The sequence below is a fragment of the Photorhabdus hindustanensis genome (assembly GCF_002968995.1).
GTDB lineage: Bacteria > Pseudomonadota > Gammaproteobacteria > Enterobacterales > Enterobacteriaceae > Photorhabdus > Photorhabdus akhurstii.
Window position 1 is genome coordinate 64,166 of record NZ_PUWT01000048.1, and the last position, 18,644, is coordinate 82,809.

Here is an 18,644-nt window from a genome sequence, read left to right on the forward strand (position 1 = left end):
TGGATAAAAAAATGACAACTATGAAGCTGATTGATCGTGAATACTGGCTGATGCGGGTTGGTGATTTAACTAAGGCCGCTGCTGCAACCGCAGATATTTTTCCTCACCATGAGGGATCTTTGGTAAGTGCGCAATGTCCGCTTTCCTCCGTTGTTACTGACCGACTGAAACAAGTAGCGGGCAACTCTGAATTGCTGACATGGGCAATTTTGGCGGCAGTGACTAGTATCGTGTTGCGCCGTATTGGGGGAGTATCCTCTGTTGTGTTGCATATTAACACAGAACAAGGCAAGCGTTTGCCTGTCTTATTGACTGTACCTCCTGCTGTGACTTTTCGTGAATGGTTAAGCAATGTTCGCATGGCTGCTGTTGAGGTGATTAATCATGGATCGATAGACAAGGCGCTGTTGATGCCGTTCTTAGAGCATTTCATGCCTATTGTCGTTAATTGCGCTCAGACGGGAACTGGGATAGTTATCGAACTTATTGATGGTGTAGTTAGTGTTAGTGGAATTGTTGCTGAGGCTCAGACGCTTCATCATTTAGCGACAGGTATCGCTACACTGTTAAACAAGGGGCTTTTTGATCTCGACATCTGTCTGAATAATATGGCTATCGTCGATGACGCGATGCAAACAAAATTGCTAGCCAGATTCAATTCACAACCTGATTATAGCTCAGGAAAATCGTTTTATCGGCTAGTGTTGGAGCAAGCGGAAAGTAACCCCCATGCGATAGCTCTGCGTGATGAAACAGAATCGCTCACCTATCGGGAACTATTTCAGTTGGCGTTATCGGTAGCATTGAAGTTAAAAAATGCTGGCATTAGTGCCGATGATATTGTGGCGCTCTCAGCACCACGTAGTGCTCGGTTTATTGCTGTTGCTACCGGTATTTTATTCTCTGGTGGTGCTTACTTACCCGTTGATCCAACTTTACCGAAAGCCCGGCAACAGCATATGCTAAAACATGCGAAAGCATTGATTGCAGATCATGTTGTAGATATGCCGCAGATAGTTTGGTTCTCATTCAGTGAACTTAGTTTTCAAAGCCCGGTTTTAGTGGATGGTGATGAGATAAAGTTACTTAATCAGCAGGTAACTGAGCCATCACCAAGCGAATTAGCTTATGTAATCTTTACTTCAGGCTCGACAGGCTTTCCTAAAGGTGTAGGAATTGAACATCGTTCCTTCCTTAATTTACTGGCATTTCGGGTCCAAAACTGTGAATTGAAACCAGGAGTGGTATTACCGCAAACAGCACCCATTTCGTTTGATATCTCAGTTTGGCAAATGTTTACCGGATTAACCGCAGGTGCGACGGTTTCTATTGTCTCTGATGATGTTGTAAAAGATCCTCAAGAGTTAATTCAATACATTATTGAGCAGGAATTTGAATATATTGAACTGGTTCCTTCTCTCATCGCAGTCATCCTAGATATCCTTGAAAAATCAATTTCACTGAAGACGCTGGTTCAGCGACAGCTACGTGGGATGATCTCAACCGGAGAAGTGTTAAACACGGAACTGGCACGTCGTTGGCATCAGTGTATACCAACGGTGACACTGCTAAATGCTTATGGTCCCGCTGAGTGTACCGATGATGTGACTCAAGGAAGGGTCGAAGAACAGTTTGATGGGCTATATTGTCCAGTGGGTACACCTTTGCCAAACGTGACAATTTATGTATTAGATAAAGATTTTCAACTTGTTCCTCCAATGGTCGGTGGTGAAATTTTCATTGGTGGACCGAATGTCGGGCGGGGATATATCGGCAGTAATCGCTTCACGGCGGCAGCTTTTCTGCCTGACCCATTTCTGCCTGTCCTAGGTGCTCGTATGTATCGGACGGGCGATCGTGGTCGTTGGCGAGAGGATGGCATATTGGAGTGCTTTGGCAGGTCTGACAACCAAGTGAAGATTCGCGGCCGACGCGTCGAGCTTGGAGAAATTGAAGCAGTACTGGCAAGCTATCCAGATGTAGCGATGTGTACGGTTGAACTTGTTGATATGGGTGGCTTTGAGCAATTAAGCGCTTTCGTGACGCAACCGAGTGATGCCGTTGTGGATGCTAGCTCGTTGAGTAAATTTTTGGCTGAGCAATTGCCGGATTATATGGTGCCGAGCAGGTTTTATTTTCTTGATGCGCTGTTATGTAATGCCAATGGTAAAGTTGATCGTAAGCAATTAAAGGCACTGGCAAAACAACAATCTGAATCTGCTTCTTATATTGCACCTCGCACCAGGTTGGAGCAACAGCTTTGTGATTTATGGTGTAAATACCTCAAGCTAGCCAAAGTGGGCATCACGGATGATTTTTTCGCTTTGGGTGGGGATTCCATTATTGGTATCCGTCTGATACATGAGGCGGGCTCTTTGGGGATCAATTTGCGTCCTCGTCATGTGCTTGAACATCCAACTATTGCTTCACTTGCAAAACTGGCGAGTACCAAAGGCGAAATGGCAGCAAATTCAACTCCGCGTATAGAAAAAGCACCATTGACACCAATCCAACAATGGTTTTTCGAGCAGCGGTTTTCTGAACAGCACCATTGGAATCAGTCACATGTGATCAGTACAAAGGAGCAGTTAAATGCAGAAGCATTATCCCTAGCGATACAGTTACTAGTTGAGCACCATGAACAATTGCGAGTTTGTTTTCCCAAAGAGAGGGGGAAGCATTATCAAGCTTTGTGCTCGCCTTATGACAACTTACTTTGGTTTGCTGAACCAGATTGTTCGGAAGAAACCATCGCCAATGAGGCTCATGCATCATTATCAATCGAGGAAGGACCGTTACTACGAATTGTGATGTTGGATGATTTTCGAGTTTTGCTGACATTACATCACTTAATTGTGGATCAAGTTTCCTGGCAAATTTTGCTGGAAGATCTTGAAACTGCGTATCAGGCTATTATTCAAAAAGAAATGCCGAGGTTACCGAGGAAAAGCACGCAATATCTCTATTGGTCTCAACAACAAACAGCAACATCTCCCCAAATACTTCCTCCGATCCAGTTGACCACACCAATTGATGTGGTACAGGTGAATAGTCATGTAAGTAACCTTTATGGCAAACGCTCGGTTGCTGAAGTCAAGTTATCTGAGTCGGAAACACAATATATTCAGGAAATTTCGGCATTAGTGCCTAACGGAGGAATCCCTGCGGTTCTCTTGACGGGACTTGCAAATACCATTGCTGTTGAACAGGGTAACGGTCAACTCTTGATTGAGTTGGAAGGTTATGGCAGGCAAGAGGAAAACGAGTCTATTGACGTAATGAGAACTGTGGGGTGGTTTACAACAATAGGTCCCTTTGTGCTACCGGTCAATGCTATGGTTACGGTAGTCGAAGTTGCGACTGCAATGATTGAAGCTAATCCCTATATTAAGACCCATTTACAACAAACTTATGTTATGGAGCAGAATCCAAACATTGGATTCAACTACTTAGGGCGTTTCAATACGAAGCAGCCGAATGATGGCTTTTTCAGTGTAGAAGAAGATATTGGAATGCGGCGGGCAGCAACGGGGCACCGTCCTCTGGAATGGGAAATCAATGCGGCCATCGTTGATGGGAAACTGACTATTACCCTTGAATACATCCCTTTCCGTCATAATGAAGCTGCAATTAATGCATTATTAGCCAAGTGGAAGGGCGCACTAACCAAAGTCAGACATGCGCCGAATGAATTAAGTGATTTGGCCCCTTTGACACCAGCTCAGCATGCTTTTTTTGAGCGTGATAATCCAAATGAAAATCATTGTAATCATGGTGTGTTGTTTACACTGAGTCGCACTTTGTCATTGGAGACTGTTGAACAGGCAGCAGCAGCGCTATTGGCCCGATTCCCTATTTTGGGAGCCAGCTTTATGGTTACTACATTGGGGAGGTGGCAAGGAATTAACCCGCAAGCCCGTATCGCAATTGAACAATTTGAATTGCAGCAGATAGCCCCAAATAGCTTATCGCAGAAAATTACTGAGTTAGCGAATATAGGTCATAAGTCGTTAGATCTGCTGAATGGGCCAATTTGCCGCATACAACTTTATCGGACTGCTCATAATTTGCCGGACAAATTGTTGATTATAGTTCATCACTTGGTAGTCGATCCTTATTCCTGGGATTTACTTACAGAAGATTTAGCGGCGTTGCTTGGAGGAGCTGAAGCCCATGAATTAGATATTCCGACAACTTCGTATCTCGCTTGGGCCAGACGTTTACACCGATTGGTGCAGGATGATCCAGAGTTGTTTGGTGTTCGTTACTGGCTTTCACAACCTTATGAACAGGCACAGCAGTTAGTAAGTACGGATGCTATTGGCATTGAGGCGAATATGGTTGAGCAAACAACAGTATTTGATGAAGTACAGACTCAGCAGTTTTTAAAACCATCTGAGCACAGTCAACTTCCCGTACTTGCCCGATTACTGACTCTGCTTGCTCGGTCTTTAGAAAGCCATTTTCCTTCCAGTGCCAACAATATCCTTGTTGAGTTGGGAGGGCATGGTCGAGAAGACCTATTCGACGAAGTTGATTTAGGACGTACTATCGGCTGGTTTACATGTGGTTTTCCGTTCCTATTGCCCTTTTCGATGGGACGCAGTTTTGATGAACATGCAACTGATGTGGCGCGGTTGTTACGTGAGGTACCTGTTCGAGGGTTTGGCTTTGAAGCACTTCGCTATCTTTCTGTTAATCCTAAAATCACCGAAAAATTAAAGGCAATTCCTCGACCACAATTAAGACTGGATTTTGAAGGAGAGCTTTTATTTCTGAATACACCTGATGAGGAGAAAGTTAATCCGATCTTTATTGATATCACCACAGAGGGAACGGGTTACTGGAAGCCTCGGGTAACGCCGATGGATTATTTGCTTTGTTTTAACATCAGTGTGAATGATGGCCAGATGGAAATTCGTGCTCAATTTGCAGGTGATGTCATGCCAAAAGAGCAAATAAAAACGGTCCTATCTGAATTTAATGAACGGATAACTCATAAAAATTAATATGAAGATACAAACGAATATGCAAGGTATGAACTCTCCTAACCCATTAACAGGTTTTAAGTTGCTTTGGCAGAGCGCCCGGACAATGAAAAAAGCCATTATTGGCACTTTCCTAGCATTAATTGCCACACTTGTTTGCGATTTAGTGGGGCCATTTGTGATCCGTCATTACATCGATAAAGCTACCGCAGGTACTTTCGTTTATGAACTGGTCCTCTTGGCTTTGGGATACGCAATCATCTCTTTTGGCGGTGTTATCGCTGGTCTGGTTACCAGTTATTGCAGTACCAGTGCAGGTTGGGGTATTGCCGATGCACTTAGGCGTCAGCTATTTCATCATGTTGTGCACAATCGGTCTATCCTGCAAATTGAAAGTGAAGCTCAGGGTAAGCTCCTTGAAAAGATTGAGGGGAATGCGGACATCATTGGAAAAACTATTGCGGAATCTGGATTCCGGATTATAGGAAATATCGCATTAGCATTAGGTACTTTGGTGATTTTGTTTTCTATTATCCCAGAAGTTGGTATCGCAATTACCGTGTTGGTTCTCGTTGTGGCTTATGTTCTGGTGAAACTTACTAACCTTGCAGTAGTGCGATGGAAAAAAGCCCGTGAAGAGAGAGCCCACATATTTGGTTTTATCGGCGATACTCTTGCCGCGAAAGATGATTTGCATTCATTGGGAAGGAGCCGTTGGCCTGCTTTGCAACTACAGAAGATGCTTTCTGGCTTATTAAAAATAGAACGTAAAGCCTATGTCAGCGGACGCATATTTTGGCCGATTACCCAGCTATTTTTTGCCTTGAGTTTTGGCCTGGGTTTTGGATTTGGGCTGCAATTACTCGGTCATAACAGTATCAGTATTGGTACGTTAACCATGATTTATCTTTATGTTGACCGACTCAGAGAGCCAATGGAAGAGATGTCTTCGGAGGTAGATCAGGTACAACAATTGATGGCGACCTTATCACTGGTAGTCAAGATGTTGCGAGATGAGGAGAAAGTCAATCACAACAGTGTAGAGAATCAGCTACCTGAAGGCCCCCTGTCAGTTCAATTTGATCAGGTTGACTTTCGCTATGAAAGTCAGGGTAAGCAAGTCTTACATAACGTGAGCTTCAGTGTGGACGCTGGAAGCAAAGTAGGCATTGTTGGGCGCACGGGGGCAGGTAAAAGCACATTACTCAATCTCATGTGTGGGTTGGCTCAGCCTGATAGCGGACGGGTTACTCTTGCTGGTGTTGAGGTCACTTCCATTCATCCTGATGAATTTTCCAATCGTGTGGCAGTGTTAAGCCAAAAAGCGTATCTCTTTTCAGCAACACTACGCGAAAACTTAACTCTGTTCGATAACAGCATTTCAGATGATGCAATTTGGTGTGCGCTCGAAGAGTTAGAGATCCATAAATGGGCGAAGACATTACCAGAGGGGCTGGATACTTTGGGTGGGGGTTGGGGGGCGTTCATTGTCGGAAGGGGAAGTCCAAATGATTGCCGGGGTAAGAACCATGCTTCAAGACGCACAATTAATCATTATAGATGAAGGCACCTCGCTATTAGATCCTCGCACTGAGCAGAGTTGGATGAGATTACTGGAAAAAATTAGCGCTAATCGTACCGTGATCATCGTTGCCCATCGCCTGCATACATTATCCACTGCTGACCAAATCATTATCATGAATGAAGGCCGTGTCGAGGAAGTCCTTCATGGCGCAGGGATCAAAACGTTAACAAAACATAGGGAACTTATATCATGACGGGGTTAACCCACTTTTTCCCATCAAAAATGTTGCCTTCTTTACTGAGTTTAGTGCGCAGATTTTCCTTTCTTTACTTCATCAGCATGGTTATATGGACGCTGATCCACGGCTTACCTTTGGTCGTTGGTTTTGCCATCAGCCGGCTTCTTGATAGTGCTGTTGTCGATCCCGCAGGTTCAGCGGTTTGGTGGCTATTGATATTGGCGGTAGGCTCGATGGTATTACGCTCAGTGATACTGATTTTTGGCTTACAGATTGATTTTACCCTTATTTTTAAGGTCAGCGCATATCTTAAACAACGCATTCTGGAGGGAATAAATTGCAGTCACTCTGGCGCGGATATGCGTCTTTCTCAAGGGGATATGCTCAACCGTATTCGTAATGACAGTGATGAAGTAGCCTCTTTTCTCGGCTGGACAGCAGATTTCTTCTACCGGGCGGTACTATTGTTGATAGCACTTGTGGTGTTGCTGAGTACTGACATTGTGACGACATTGGCGCTTTTACCGATGGTTGGTGGTTTGTGGCTGGGTATAGCTCTCAAACATAAGGTCGGAGCATTACAGGAAGAGAAACGTCAATATCAAGGCCAAATTGCGGGTCGTATCACCGACATATTGGCAGGAATCCGTGACCTTCGCCTTGGTGGAAAGTTGGATCTGCATATTGAGCGACTTTCGGCAAGTTTTGAACGTCGTCGGGCGGTGCAGGCAAAGCATCAAATGTTCACTGATCTGCTGTCGGGGCTATTTCGTAACATCGTGATGCTAGGTACCTCTATTGTCTTGATTATTGTCAGTACCCGAATTGTCAGTGGTGATTTCACTATTGGTAAATTGGCTCTGTTTTTGACTTATATCGGTTGGGTCAGTGAGCAGATCTTCTTTTTTGGTCGCGCATTGGCTAACTATAAAAATGCCGATGTCTGCTACGAGCGAATTCAGCCACTGTTACAGACAGAGCAGCCTGTCAGCGAAGCCCCTATTGCTGATGACATACTGAAATCACTGACGGTGAGGGGGCTTTGTTGCAATAGCGATACGCAACCTATTTCGTTTGCAGCTACACCCAATCAACTCATTGTCGTTAATGGAGAAGTGGGTTCCGGTAAAAGTCGTATGCTTCGCGGTCTGCTAGCGCTGGAACGACACTTATCAGGAAGTGTGCTTTGGAATAACAAAGAAGTTTGTGGAGACGTTGATTGGTGGCAAAGCCCTAAAGTTACTTATGCCCGTCAGGGTGCTGGCTTTATTGGCGGTACTGTTCGAGATAACTTGGCACTGGGTAACGACGCTATCAGTGATGAAACTATGGAGTGGGCGTTAACGGCAGTATATCTGAAACCGGGTTCATCTGATCTTCCTGAAGGGCTTGATACTGTGCTGGGTTCCGGTAGTGTCAAACAGTTATCAGGAGGCCAGCGCCAACGTTTGGCATTGGCCCGTATGCTATGTCATTCAGCCGAAGTTTATGTCGTCGATGATTGCGATTCATCTCTGGATACTGATACAGCCAGAGCCATATGGTCAGCACTACCTAAAAAGTGGCCGGGGATCTGGATTGTAGCCTCGCAAAATATTGACCTGCTTGCTCAGGCGGATCAAGTGGTGACTATCAAACGGCGGAGCGAAACATCATGAATTACAGGGTGGTATGTAACAAAGAGGATAAGCACTCCATTTGGCCAGAAGGTCGGACATTACCGGTAGGGTGGCAAAATGTGGGTTTTTCGGGATCAGAACAAGAATGCCTGGATTGGATAGCTACATATTGGCGTGATCCCAAATTGAAAGTTTCCGGAGAGACGTTGGAATGAAACGTGTTCAACTGACGCCAGGATTATGGAATTACTGCGATCAAGAGAAAACGACAATGACTGTTGTGATTGCGCCTTTTGGCGGCGGCAGTGCTTATTCTATGACCGACTGGGTTCAGCAACTGCTGGCAGATAGTTATCGGGTACTGGTGCTTCAGTATCCGGGACGAGGTTCTCGAAGTATTGAACCACTCCCTTTATGTATAAGAGATTTAGCGGCTACAGCGGCAAAAGATGTATTGCTGCATACACAGGGTCCTCTTCTTCTTATTGGTCATAGTATGGGAGCATTGTTATGTCATGAATTGGCATTACTTTTAGAACAAGCTAACCGAACCGTTGAATATTTGGTCTTATCAGCAGCACGTCCACCACATTTGAATGGCATGGTGCCAGAAGAGATACTCCGCATGAGCCGGGAAGCCTGGATTGAAGAGCTAAAAACCAATATAGGAAATGAAGATAAGAAACTGCTTCATGAGGATGTGATTGATCTCATGTTGCCTGTATTGCGTGCTGATTATTTGTTGGTGGCTGAGCACAAACAAGCCAGTGGCAAGGTACATTGCCCTATTTTAGCCATTGGCGGTGATCGTGACCCGTGGGTGAGTCCATATCATTTACAAGAGTGGCAATCGCTGACACATGATTCTTGCCAATTAGTCATGTTCCCTGGAGATCACTTCTATTATCGAGATCAGCTTTACGACATTTATTTGTGTATCCGTCAAACTTGCTTAAAAAAGGAAGTCTGCGCTAATGAGTGATGAAAATACCCAAACACAAATGAAGTATTCATCCAGTTTTGAAGGTTTGACGGATGAATATTTGGTTGTAATAAATGATGAAGAGCAATATGCCTGTGTTCATTCCGAATGGCCTGTCGCTACCGGATGGCGAGCGACCGGTTTTAGTGGGACGCAAGAAACATGTAAAAAATGGATTGAAGAAGTTTGGACCGATATGCGCCCGGCTTCTCTGCGTAATGGCCCACAATCCTTTGATAATCAACCTCTGATAGTGATTTATGATGAAGGCGCAGCCCTTCCCAAAGATATTGTCACTGAATTGAATGGGGTTGCACCACTTGTACTTGTTATCAATTCAAACGAACACACAAGAGAGCGCATATCCTACTTCTCACGATTTTGTCACGTAGTTGATGGTTCTGATATTGCAAGGGCGGTATCAGAACTCGCTCTCCTTAATCCTGCGGGGATTGTGACATTTAGTGAGCGTGCCTTACGTCTTACAGCTACGCTGGCAAAACACTTGAATTTGCCTTTTCACGATCTCGAAACGGTCTATCGGCTTACTGACAAATATAAGCAGCGAGTGGCTTTACAAGAGGCTGGCATTGAGTCGATAAGATTCTACCTCATTAACACTGTGTCAGATTGGGAGCAAGCTGTTGAACAAGTTTGTCTTCCCGCAGTGTTAAAACCATCCTATGGTGGTGGCAGCATCGATACTTATCTTATTGAAGATCCGCAAACAGGAAAGAGACTGGTAGAAAAACTGCTTTCAAATAAGCAGATTGGATTTGATGGTGGTCGTTCACTGGTATTAGAGGAGTTCCTCCAGGGGCGGCCATCGTTGCCTTTTGGCGATTATGTCTCGGTTGAAAGCTTGGTGGTTAACGGAGAGATTAAGCATATAAATGTGACCGGCAAGATGCCACTTAGTCCCCCTTTTCGTGAATATGGTCATATCTGGCCATCAGTCTTAAGTGATAGTGAACAAAACCAAATCTATGCATTAACGTCAAGTGCCATCAAAGTGTTAGGAGTTAATCGGGGGATCACCCATACCGAACTGAAGTTGACTGAGCAGGGACCCAGGATCATTGAAGTAAATGGTCGAGTGGGCGGGGGTATCAACGAGATGGCCAAAATCAGCCTCAATATTAGCCTGCTTGAAATGGCTGCACGATTAGCGCTGGGAAAAATGATTGATTTCCCTGTGTTCAATCCTGAGCGCGTCTATTTCAATATCTGCCATATTGCGCCAACACGTCCATGTGAAATTCTCCGAATTAATGGGGAAGATGAACTTCTCTCTCTTGATGGTGTATCGTCATATCGCCCATATGTGTGGGCAGGAACTACTTTGCCGGGTGGCTCACAAACCAATGAAATTAACATGGTGTTGGGCAAAGTGGATAACCATAAGGCATTTCTGGATATTTATCAGCGTATGGGGCAGTGCTTGCGTTTTCATGTTCGATTTATGGACAGTGAAGAAGTTCAAATTCTTAATGCGCATGAATTGGGGGCGATATGAGTCTTATTTCAAATGTAGCTAAAGTGCCGGATAACATAAATCTCACTGACCCCCTGACTCATTTACGTCCTGATATAGATAACATCTGGCGGCAATTACGTAATGAGTCACCTGTTGCTTGGCATCCATCGGTCAATGGTCAATCAGGATTTTGGGTTGTCAGCACCCATGAGTTAACTATGCGGGTTTACCGTGATAGTCAAACCTTTACCTCTGTTCGTGGAAATGTCATGGCTACACTGTTACATGATGGAGACACAGCGGGTGGTCGCATGCTTGCAGTGTCTGATGGAGACAGACACCGTCAAATCCGCAAAGAGTTGTTAAAGTCTTTCAGCCCTAAGAACCTGATGTCGGTACAAAAAAGAATCAAAAATGCGATGCATGAGCTTGTACATAATGCGGTAGCATCCGGGCAATGTGACTTTGCCACTGATGTAGCTCCACATATTCCGTTAGCGGCTATATGTGATATTTTGAAAATTCCAGAATCTGATCGAGCAAAACTATTTGTCAATGCAAGTGCAGCACTGGCTTCGAACTCTTTGTCAGTTGATAAAGTAGATACCCGACTCGCCAGAAATGAAGTGTTGATGTATTTCTATAAATGTATTCAGACTCGCAAAATCGAGCCATTGGAAGATGATCTTGTCAGTAACCTGATAGCAATGACTCAAAATTCCTTGGCATTAACAGAAGAAGAAATAGTCTTCAATTGCTATAGCGTGTTACTGGGTGGCGATGAAACAACTCGGTTGGCATTGATAGGCATCATAAAAGCATTTGCCGAATATCCAGAATGCTGGGCTCAATTGCGACGTGGTGAAGCAGAAATTAGTAAGGCAGCAGAGGAGTTGTTGAGATGGACCACGCCGGCTTTACATGGTGGTCGGACCGCAACGGTAGATGCTGAATTAGGCGGTCAGCAGATTAGGGCTGGTGATGTTGTCATTGTTTGGAATCGGTCTGCTAACTTCGATGAAGCTGTCTTTACTAAACCTAATCAGCTTGATCTGAATCGGAGTGATAATCGGCATATTTCTTTTTCATATGGGGCTCATTTTTGCCTTGGTGCCGCTCTTGCCAGAATAGAAATTACTGCACTGCTGGAGGCGCTTGTGGAGCTTGTTGACGAGATCTCTTTGTGTGGAGAACCCAGCCCTATCTATTCGACTTTTCTATCTGGTTACCATCGCTTGCCAGTCAAATTGACTGCTGCACATTATTCATAGGAATAAATAATGAAAGAACGCATAGTGTTGCATGAACGAATAGTGTTGCATGAACAATTTGATGCGATGGTTGAGAATGCTCCTCACAAGATCGCCATTAGTGCACATCATGTAGAAATGACATACCAAAATGTGCAAGACCGTGCTACCCAACTTGCCTATCGACTAATGGAGTCGGGTATCGGGGCTGAAGATGTGGTTGGAATCTATATTGAGCGCTCTTCTGACATGATCATAGCGATGTTGGCTGCGCTTAAAGTTGGTGCTGCTTATTTAGCACTACCACCCGATTATCCGACTGAGCGACTTCGTTATATGATAACGGACTCGCGTGCAAGGTTGGTGTTGACTCGAACCATGATGAAAGATTCAACGGTCATTGAAAATGTTGCCACTGTTTATATCGATGAAATCCAGTCTGTAGTGCCAAAAATCCTGCCACAAGTTACCAGTCAACAGCTAGCTTATGTTATCTATACTTCGGGAAGTACAGGACGCCCCAAAGGAGTGGGAGTGACTCATCATGGTGTTGCCAACCTCGTTAGCCAGAAGCAGCAGTACGTTCATTTCGGACCTAATGAAAAAATATTGCAATTAGCGCCGGCGGCTTTTGATGCTTCTGCCTTTGAAATATGGGGAGCATTGACTAATGGAGCGGCATTGGTATTGGCTTCTCCTTCATATCAAGCCATTGATGAGCTGCCGAAATGCCTTGTTGAACATGGTATTACGATATTGCTACTGACACCTGCCTTATTCCACGTATTGGTAGATTATCGCGAAGAGGCTCTGGATAGCGTACCTCAATTGCTTGTTGGTGGCGATGCAATGTCAGTCACTCATGCGTTTAAGTATTTGTCCAGAAAGCAGAAACCAGACAAATACTTTTTATTTAATAACGTATATGGTCCGACTGAAGGAACGACTTTGGTGAGTAGTTACTCTATGTCATCATTAAGTATTGATGCGATAAAATCTCCCTTAGGTAAGCCTATCGTCAATGCGGAAATGTACTTATTGGATGAGATGTTAAGACCGGTCAGGCCAGGTGAGCGTGGTGAAATCTATATTGGGGGACAGTCTGTCGCACGGGGGTATTTATATCAACCTGGGCTAACTAGCCTGCGTTTTTTACCTGATCCTTTCTCCACTCAACCAGGAGCCAGAATGTTTGCTACTGGTGATGAAGGAGTATTGTCGAATGATGGACTGATTGAGTTTGTAGGCAGGCTTGATGATCAGGTCAAAGTGCGGGGTCATCGAGTTGAGCTGACAGAAGTAGAGCATGCAATAAAAAGTTGCCAGGATGTGAGCGCTGTTTGTGTTGTGCTGAACATTGACAGTGATCGCCATGTTGAACAACTAGTCGCCCATTATACAACTCACACTGATCATACAACTTATAAAAGCACTGATGTTGAGCAAGCTATCGTCACTCGGGTTCAAGCGTTGTTACCCAGCTATATGTGGCCTAGTCAGTTTATTCAGCATGAACAGCTACCTTTAACAAGCAGTGGTAAAGTGGATCGTCGATTTTTGATGGGTTGGAAAGAGGCTGAGAGATTAGAAGAGGTGGTATCTGGTGAACTCTCCATGACGGAAGCGCTGGTGGCAGAGATCTGGCAACAAATTTTAGGGCCATTTGACGTTGTGCCTGATGCTGATTTTTTTGCGTTGGGAGGCGATTCGTTATTGGCTATTCAGGTTATCGCGGAAGCCGAAAAACGAGGGCTTAATCTGACACTCTCTACCTTATTTCGTACCTCGACACTTAGGGAAATGTGTAAAGATTTGGTGCTCCCAGAACAAACAGATAATGGACTGACGGAAGATGAAGCACTGCTCGCAAAGATTTGGCAACAAGTATTGGGCCCGTTTGACGCAGTGCCTGAAGCCGATTTTTTTTCCCTAGGGGGCGATTCGATTCTGGCGATCCAGGTGATTGCAGAGGCTGAGAAACAGGGCTTGATGATTGAGCTGGGTACGTTATTTCGCAATCCGACATTGCGTGAGGTTTGCCGCGGTTTGGCACAAACAGAAGAAGCTCTCAGTCAGCAGAATGAGAACCCACTGATAAATGAAACGGATAAGCAAAGGTTGCCTGTTAATATCGAAACTGCTTATCCGGCGACGAGATTGCAGCTAGGGATGCTGTTTGAGGGATTATACAGTGGTAAAGCAATCTACCTTGATGTTATTGCTCGGGATGTCAACTTGCCACTGGATGAAAAAATATTTCACGACACGCTTCAGGCAATCGCCAAAAGGCACCCAGTTCTCAGAACAAGATTTGATTTGGCCTCTTTTAGTGAAGTGATGCAATTGGTTGAATCACTACCATCATTGCCACTTATAGTGGAAAACTACACAAATCTTGATGATGAACAGTTGGCTGCACGTCACGAAAAGGTAATGGTTGAGTTAAGCCGACCATTTGATCCTGAAGAGGCTCCTTTAATGAGGGTACATGCGGCGACATTGAATGAAGGGCAATTTCGGTTAGCTTATGCCTTTCATCATGCGATCCTTGATGGTTGGAGTGAGTCTGTTTTTATCCTTGAGCTTTTGAGATTGTATCAATCCAATTTAGCTGGCGAGTCTGTTTTATTGGAGCAACCAGCACCATTGTCAGAGTTTGTCAAACTTGAGCGTGAAGCGCTAAGTAACGACAAGGCGAAACAGTTTTTTAGTCAATATTTAGCTAAAGGAAAAACGGATAGATATCAAGATACTGATCATAGGAAAGCAGTATCGGTCTTGCCGGAACGAACAGTGAAGCAATTGCTAAAAAATGTATCAGATTGGGGCATTCCGTTAAAAAGTATGTTTTTTGCTAGTTTCTATCTGACAACAGCCCATCAGTTACAAGATATTGGTTTTGTCGCAGGGATGTCTGTTAACGGTAGACCTGAGAGGGAAGGCGCGGATTTGACTCTTGGACTGTTCCTTAATCATATTCCGATAAAGTTGAATCTTGACTTTGCCAATAACTGGCAGGTGCTGGCAAGACAGGCTTTCGATGCTGAAAAAGAAATATTGCCTTTTAGACGTTTTCCATATTCAGAAATACAAACTCTGTTAGGAGGGCCACCCTTCGAGGCTACGTTTAGCTACGTTCATTTTCATTCTCGCAATGAGTTATTAGAACGAGGGTTGGTGAATACTAATGAAGATGTGCGTGACCATACCAGCTTACCGATTAGGGTTGAGTTGATAAATGATTTGAAAGGAGAAGGTATTTTAATAAATGTGACAGCAGATGAAAGACGCTATGGCACGGGATTCGCTTTAGCGTTGGCCGAACGGCTTAGTGAAAAGATAGAAGACATGGCTTTTTTATCCGGGCAGATTATTTAATTATCGTTGGATAGTTAATTTTTTGGTACTTGATTCCACAGTTTTTAGTTGCTGTAAACGCAGAAGTCTAATCTACGAGTGACTTACATTAGCCTCATTCAGAAAACGTTTAGAGGAGAACTTAAACAGATGGCTCGCCATATCTTGATTTTCTCAGTTGTGCAGGGGCGTTGAATTATGGGCATAACCATTACGCACTAAAACTGGCTGTATTTCAGTACATCAATGAAGATGGTATTCAAGGTGCATTGGATTTGCACACTAAAGCGAAAAAAGACTTTATCACCGCTTTTCAAGAAAACATTCTGGTACCCAGAGAGTTGACCTATAAACTACAGTTTACTTCACCGACTGGTAGCAGTGTTGTTGAATCGGCGATTAAGCTTGCACGTAAAGTAACCCAACGCTGTCGAGTCGTTGCTTTTACCAATGGTTTTCACGGTATGACAGGAACCTCATTAAGTTTGACAGGTAATAAGGATCATCGTCAGCCTGTGATGGATGCTTATGTGGAGCGTTGATGAAGTCTTAGCTAAAGTAATAGATATTTTAGATCCTCGATTAAATTGATCGTCAAATTTGGGGGTTCTTCCACAGGAGAGCGTAAAAATGAGAGCATAAAAAAGTCTGGGGCACTTGAGTTATTTAGCGGTAAAGTGGGCAATTCAACCGGACTATTACCCATTATCGGCCCATGAATACTTATACGTTAAAGTGGCTTCTTTAGCTGCTTTACCACATAAATGCCCCAAGGTTTTTTATGCTCTCTATAACTTTCAATGTGTTTGGTCTTTACCCACCGCTAATCAGAGATGGGCAAATTTACCTTACCCGCTATGTGCCAAAATTAAATGCCCGGTTTGGGCAGTAGTCGGCTTGACAGTGATCTCGATGTCACACCCCAGCCGATTCAGACACTCCATCATCTTACGTTCTGACAGGTTGGAAAAATCGCCCCGGAACAGGTGGGATACTTTTGCCTGGCTGATCCCAATACGTTCGCCAGCAGTAGTTTGTGTCAGCCCCAGACGCTTGATAGATTTGATGATCTCAAAGGCCAAGCCGGATTTAATTTTGTGCTTTTCGGCATCACGGAAACCCAGATCGGCAAACACGTTGCCGGAGCTGATTTCAACCGCTACGCCATTAATGGTTTTCTCTTTCATTTTTCATCTCCTGGGCCATCACAGCGGCCACTTTCAGTCGATTACGGATGATGTCCATATCTTCTTTCGGCGTCGCTATGCCGTGCTTACTCTTCTTCTGAAAGGCATGTAGCACAAAGACCGCTTCGTCAAATTTCACCGTATACACCGCTCGGTAGGTACCACCTATGTCGTCCTCCAACACTTCCAGAACGCCGGCACCACCAAACCCTTTCATCACCTTCACAGCATCATGCTTTTCGCCACGCTGCGCGAAGTCTAGGGCAAAGCCAAAGAAGCGCTGCACGTCCTTCGGCAAGTTCAGCAAGTCCTTCTTGCTGCTGCCTATCCACACTAGCAGCTTTTCACTTTGTTGCTCCATCCTGTTTATACCTTTTCTGGTATTGTGTGAATTCAGTATACCAGAAATGGTATACTCAGCAACTAGGGGAGAGCATAAAAAAGTCTGGGGCACTTGAGTTATTTAGCGGTAAAGTGGGCAATTCAACCGGACTATTACCCATTATCGGCCCAATACTTATACGTTAAAGTGGCTTCTTTAGCTGCTTTACCACATAAATGCCCCAAGGTTTTTTATGCTCTCCGTAAAAATCTATGGTCACCCCCGTTTTTGCAACCAGACTCTTTATTAAAAAAATAAGCGTTTAAAAATATTCTGTCAGGCGAAGTTAGGAATTTCACATTTGAGATATTCTTTTATCTTTGATTGCAGATTTATCACCTTTAATTAAAGTAGATAACATATGCATATTTTGCTGACTTATTTGTTGCCCAATATGCTGTACCACATAGGCGGCATCCTGATCGATCCCGAGAAAACGTCCAGAACCCCATGTATATAACCACGGCAAACCAATAAATGTGACATCTGGATCGATGGTAATACCACGGTTATGTTTTGGATAACCATTGGCTTGAAAAATATCTAAATCAATCCATGAATAATCTGGTTTAAAACCAATACACCAAATCACTGAGGTGATATTTTCTTTTACTAAGTCAATGTGCGTGATTTCCTGCTCAGGCTGCCAAACAGGTTGATATACCGATGCTGGTTCGTCGGTTGCAATATTGTTTTTCTCCAAATACTCATCAATCGAGGCATTAATGCGATTATAAGTGGTATCGGCAAGGTTCAGGTTTTCCGATAAATTTGGTCTAAACCAGAATTGACCCTCTTTAAAGTCGTCAAAATGTCCGAACAGTTGCATACCTTCTAAGGCAAATTTACGCAGGTCAATGTCACGCCCGCCGTCACGCCCTGTGACATAGTGGTTGGTGCTGTTACGCACTTCTTCACTATAGCGATGATTTTCGACGGTAGTTTCGTAATACCCCATATCAAACAGCCATTTCACCACATCTTTACCGCGATAGAAGCGAGCGCAACGTGGTGCATTGCCGGTCGATAAATAGACTTTTTTGCCTGCCAGATGTAAATCTTCGGCAATCTGTGCACCGGATTGTCCTGACCCAACGACCAATACAGCACCTTCTGGCAGTTGGTCTGCATTTAAATATTCTTCCGAATGCATCACTTTCACATGTTTAGGCAAGGCAACGCTTAATTTTGGGTAAATCGGGGTGTGATATCCTCCTGCTGCGACGACAAGCTGTTTGGCTGTGGTTATACCGTGATTGGTTTTAATGACAAACTCATGTGCCGCCACTTTTTTCACATGTTCTACCTGAATATTTAAAATAGCGGGAGGATTAGTTTTTTCAATAAATTCGTCAAGATATGCCACAATTTCAGGCTTTTTCATAAAGCCGTCAGGATCTTTCCCTTGATAAGGATGTTCAGGCAATAGACACTGCCAGTTCGGTGTCACCAGGGTAAAATTGTCCCAACGTTTATGACGCCAGCTATGGGTTAATTCGGATTCTTTTTCCAATACCACATGGTTAATGCCTGCTTTTTGCAAATAGTGACTGATACATAAACCTGCCTGACCACCACCAACAATGACCACATCGTAATTTGGCTGTAACATTTGATTTTGGATACTTAACATGGGATA

General features: G+C 44.1%; 12 protein-coding genes and 1 pseudogene. 10 read left to right on the forward strand and 3 right to left on the reverse strand.

From position 1 onward, the window contains the following. Nucleotides 1-11: 11 nt before the first annotated feature. The 10 genes and pseudogenes from C6H66_RS16550 to C6H66_RS16590 all read left to right on the forward strand — a co-directional run. Entirely contained in the window at nt 12-5,009 is a 4,998-nt protein-coding gene (locus C6H66_RS16550) for a non-ribosomal peptide synthetase (RefSeq protein ID WP_105396135.1), read from the forward strand. A gap of 19 nt (nt 5,010-5,028) precedes the next feature. Further along, entirely contained in the window at nt 5,029-6,552 is a 1,524-nt protein-coding gene (locus tag C6H66_RS16555; RefSeq protein WP_248000701.1) for an ABC transporter ATP-binding protein, read from the forward strand. Then, on the forward strand, nt 6,518-6,766 hold the full coding sequence (locus C6H66_RS26880) for a P-loop NTPase family protein (RefSeq protein WP_248000702.1): 249 nt from the start codon (nt 6,518-6,520) through the stop codon (nt 6,764-6,766). The genes C6H66_RS16555 and C6H66_RS26880 overlap by 35 nt, the downstream gene beginning before the upstream one ends. After that, nucleotides 6,763-8,409: an ATP-binding cassette domain-containing protein gene (locus C6H66_RS16560; protein ID WP_105396136.1), complete on the forward strand. Its 1,647-nt coding sequence runs from the start codon at nt 6,763-6,765 to the stop codon at nt 8,407-8,409. The genes C6H66_RS26880 and C6H66_RS16560 overlap by 4 nt, the downstream gene beginning before the upstream one ends. Beyond that, complete coding sequence (locus C6H66_RS16565) at nt 8,406-8,585, forward strand: MbtH family NRPS accessory protein (protein ID WP_036814158.1); 180 nt, start codon at nt 8,406-8,408, stop codon at nt 8,583-8,585. Before C6H66_RS16560 ends, C6H66_RS16565 begins: the two co-directional genes overlap by 4 nt. Then, the gene (locus tag C6H66_RS16570; RefSeq protein WP_105396137.1) at nt 8,582-9,352 is read left to right on the forward strand and encodes a thioesterase II family protein; all 771 of its coding nucleotides are present in this window, start codon (nt 8,582-8,584) and stop codon (nt 9,350-9,352) included. Before C6H66_RS16565 ends, C6H66_RS16570 begins: the two co-directional genes overlap by 4 nt. Beyond that, entirely contained in the window at nt 9,345-10,868 is a 1,524-nt protein-coding gene (locus C6H66_RS16575) for an MbtH family NRPS accessory protein (RefSeq protein ID WP_052739384.1), read from the forward strand. The genes C6H66_RS16570 and C6H66_RS16575 overlap by 8 nt, the downstream gene beginning before the upstream one ends. Next, the gene (locus tag C6H66_RS16580) at nt 10,865-12,100 is read left to right on the forward strand and encodes a cytochrome P450 (RefSeq protein WP_105396138.1); all 1,236 of its coding nucleotides are present in this window, start codon (nt 10,865-10,867) and stop codon (nt 12,098-12,100) included. The genes C6H66_RS16575 and C6H66_RS16580 overlap by 4 nt, the downstream gene beginning before the upstream one ends. A 9-nt stretch (nt 12,101-12,109) precedes the next feature. After that, the gene (locus C6H66_RS16585; RefSeq protein ID WP_105396139.1) at nt 12,110-15,457 is read left to right on the forward strand and encodes a non-ribosomal peptide synthetase; all 3,348 of its coding nucleotides are present in this window, start codon (nt 12,110-12,112) and stop codon (nt 15,455-15,457) included. Between the two features lie 140 nt (nt 15,458-15,597). Continuing rightward, nucleotides 15,598-15,978, forward strand: a pseudogene (locus C6H66_RS16590) (aminotransferase class III-fold pyridoxal phosphate-dependent enzyme); the annotation flags it as partial. A 306-nt stretch (nt 15,979-16,284) separates the two neighbouring features. Here the strand turns inward: C6H66_RS16590 and C6H66_RS16595 are convergent. From C6H66_RS16595 to C6H66_RS16605, 3 genes are all read right to left on the reverse strand, one after another. Continuing rightward, nucleotides 16,285-16,623 (reverse strand): helix-turn-helix domain-containing protein, encoded by a 339-nt coding sequence (locus C6H66_RS16595; RefSeq protein ID WP_011145549.1) that lies wholly within the window; start codon nt 16,621-16,623, stop codon nt 16,285-16,287. Then, nucleotides 16,604-16,984, reverse strand: coding sequence for a type II toxin-antitoxin system RelE/ParE family toxin (locus C6H66_RS16600; protein ID WP_011145550.1), 381 nt, complete (start codon nt 16,982-16,984; stop codon nt 16,604-16,606). The genes C6H66_RS16595 and C6H66_RS16600 overlap by 20 nt, the downstream gene beginning before the upstream one ends. 316 nt (nt 16,985-17,300) lie before the next feature. Continuing rightward, nucleotides 17,301-18,638, reverse strand: coding sequence for an MSMEG_0569 family flavin-dependent oxidoreductase (locus tag C6H66_RS16605; RefSeq protein ID WP_105396140.1), 1,338 nt, complete (start codon nt 18,636-18,638; stop codon nt 17,301-17,303). Nucleotides 18,639-18,644: the final 6 nt, after the last annotated feature.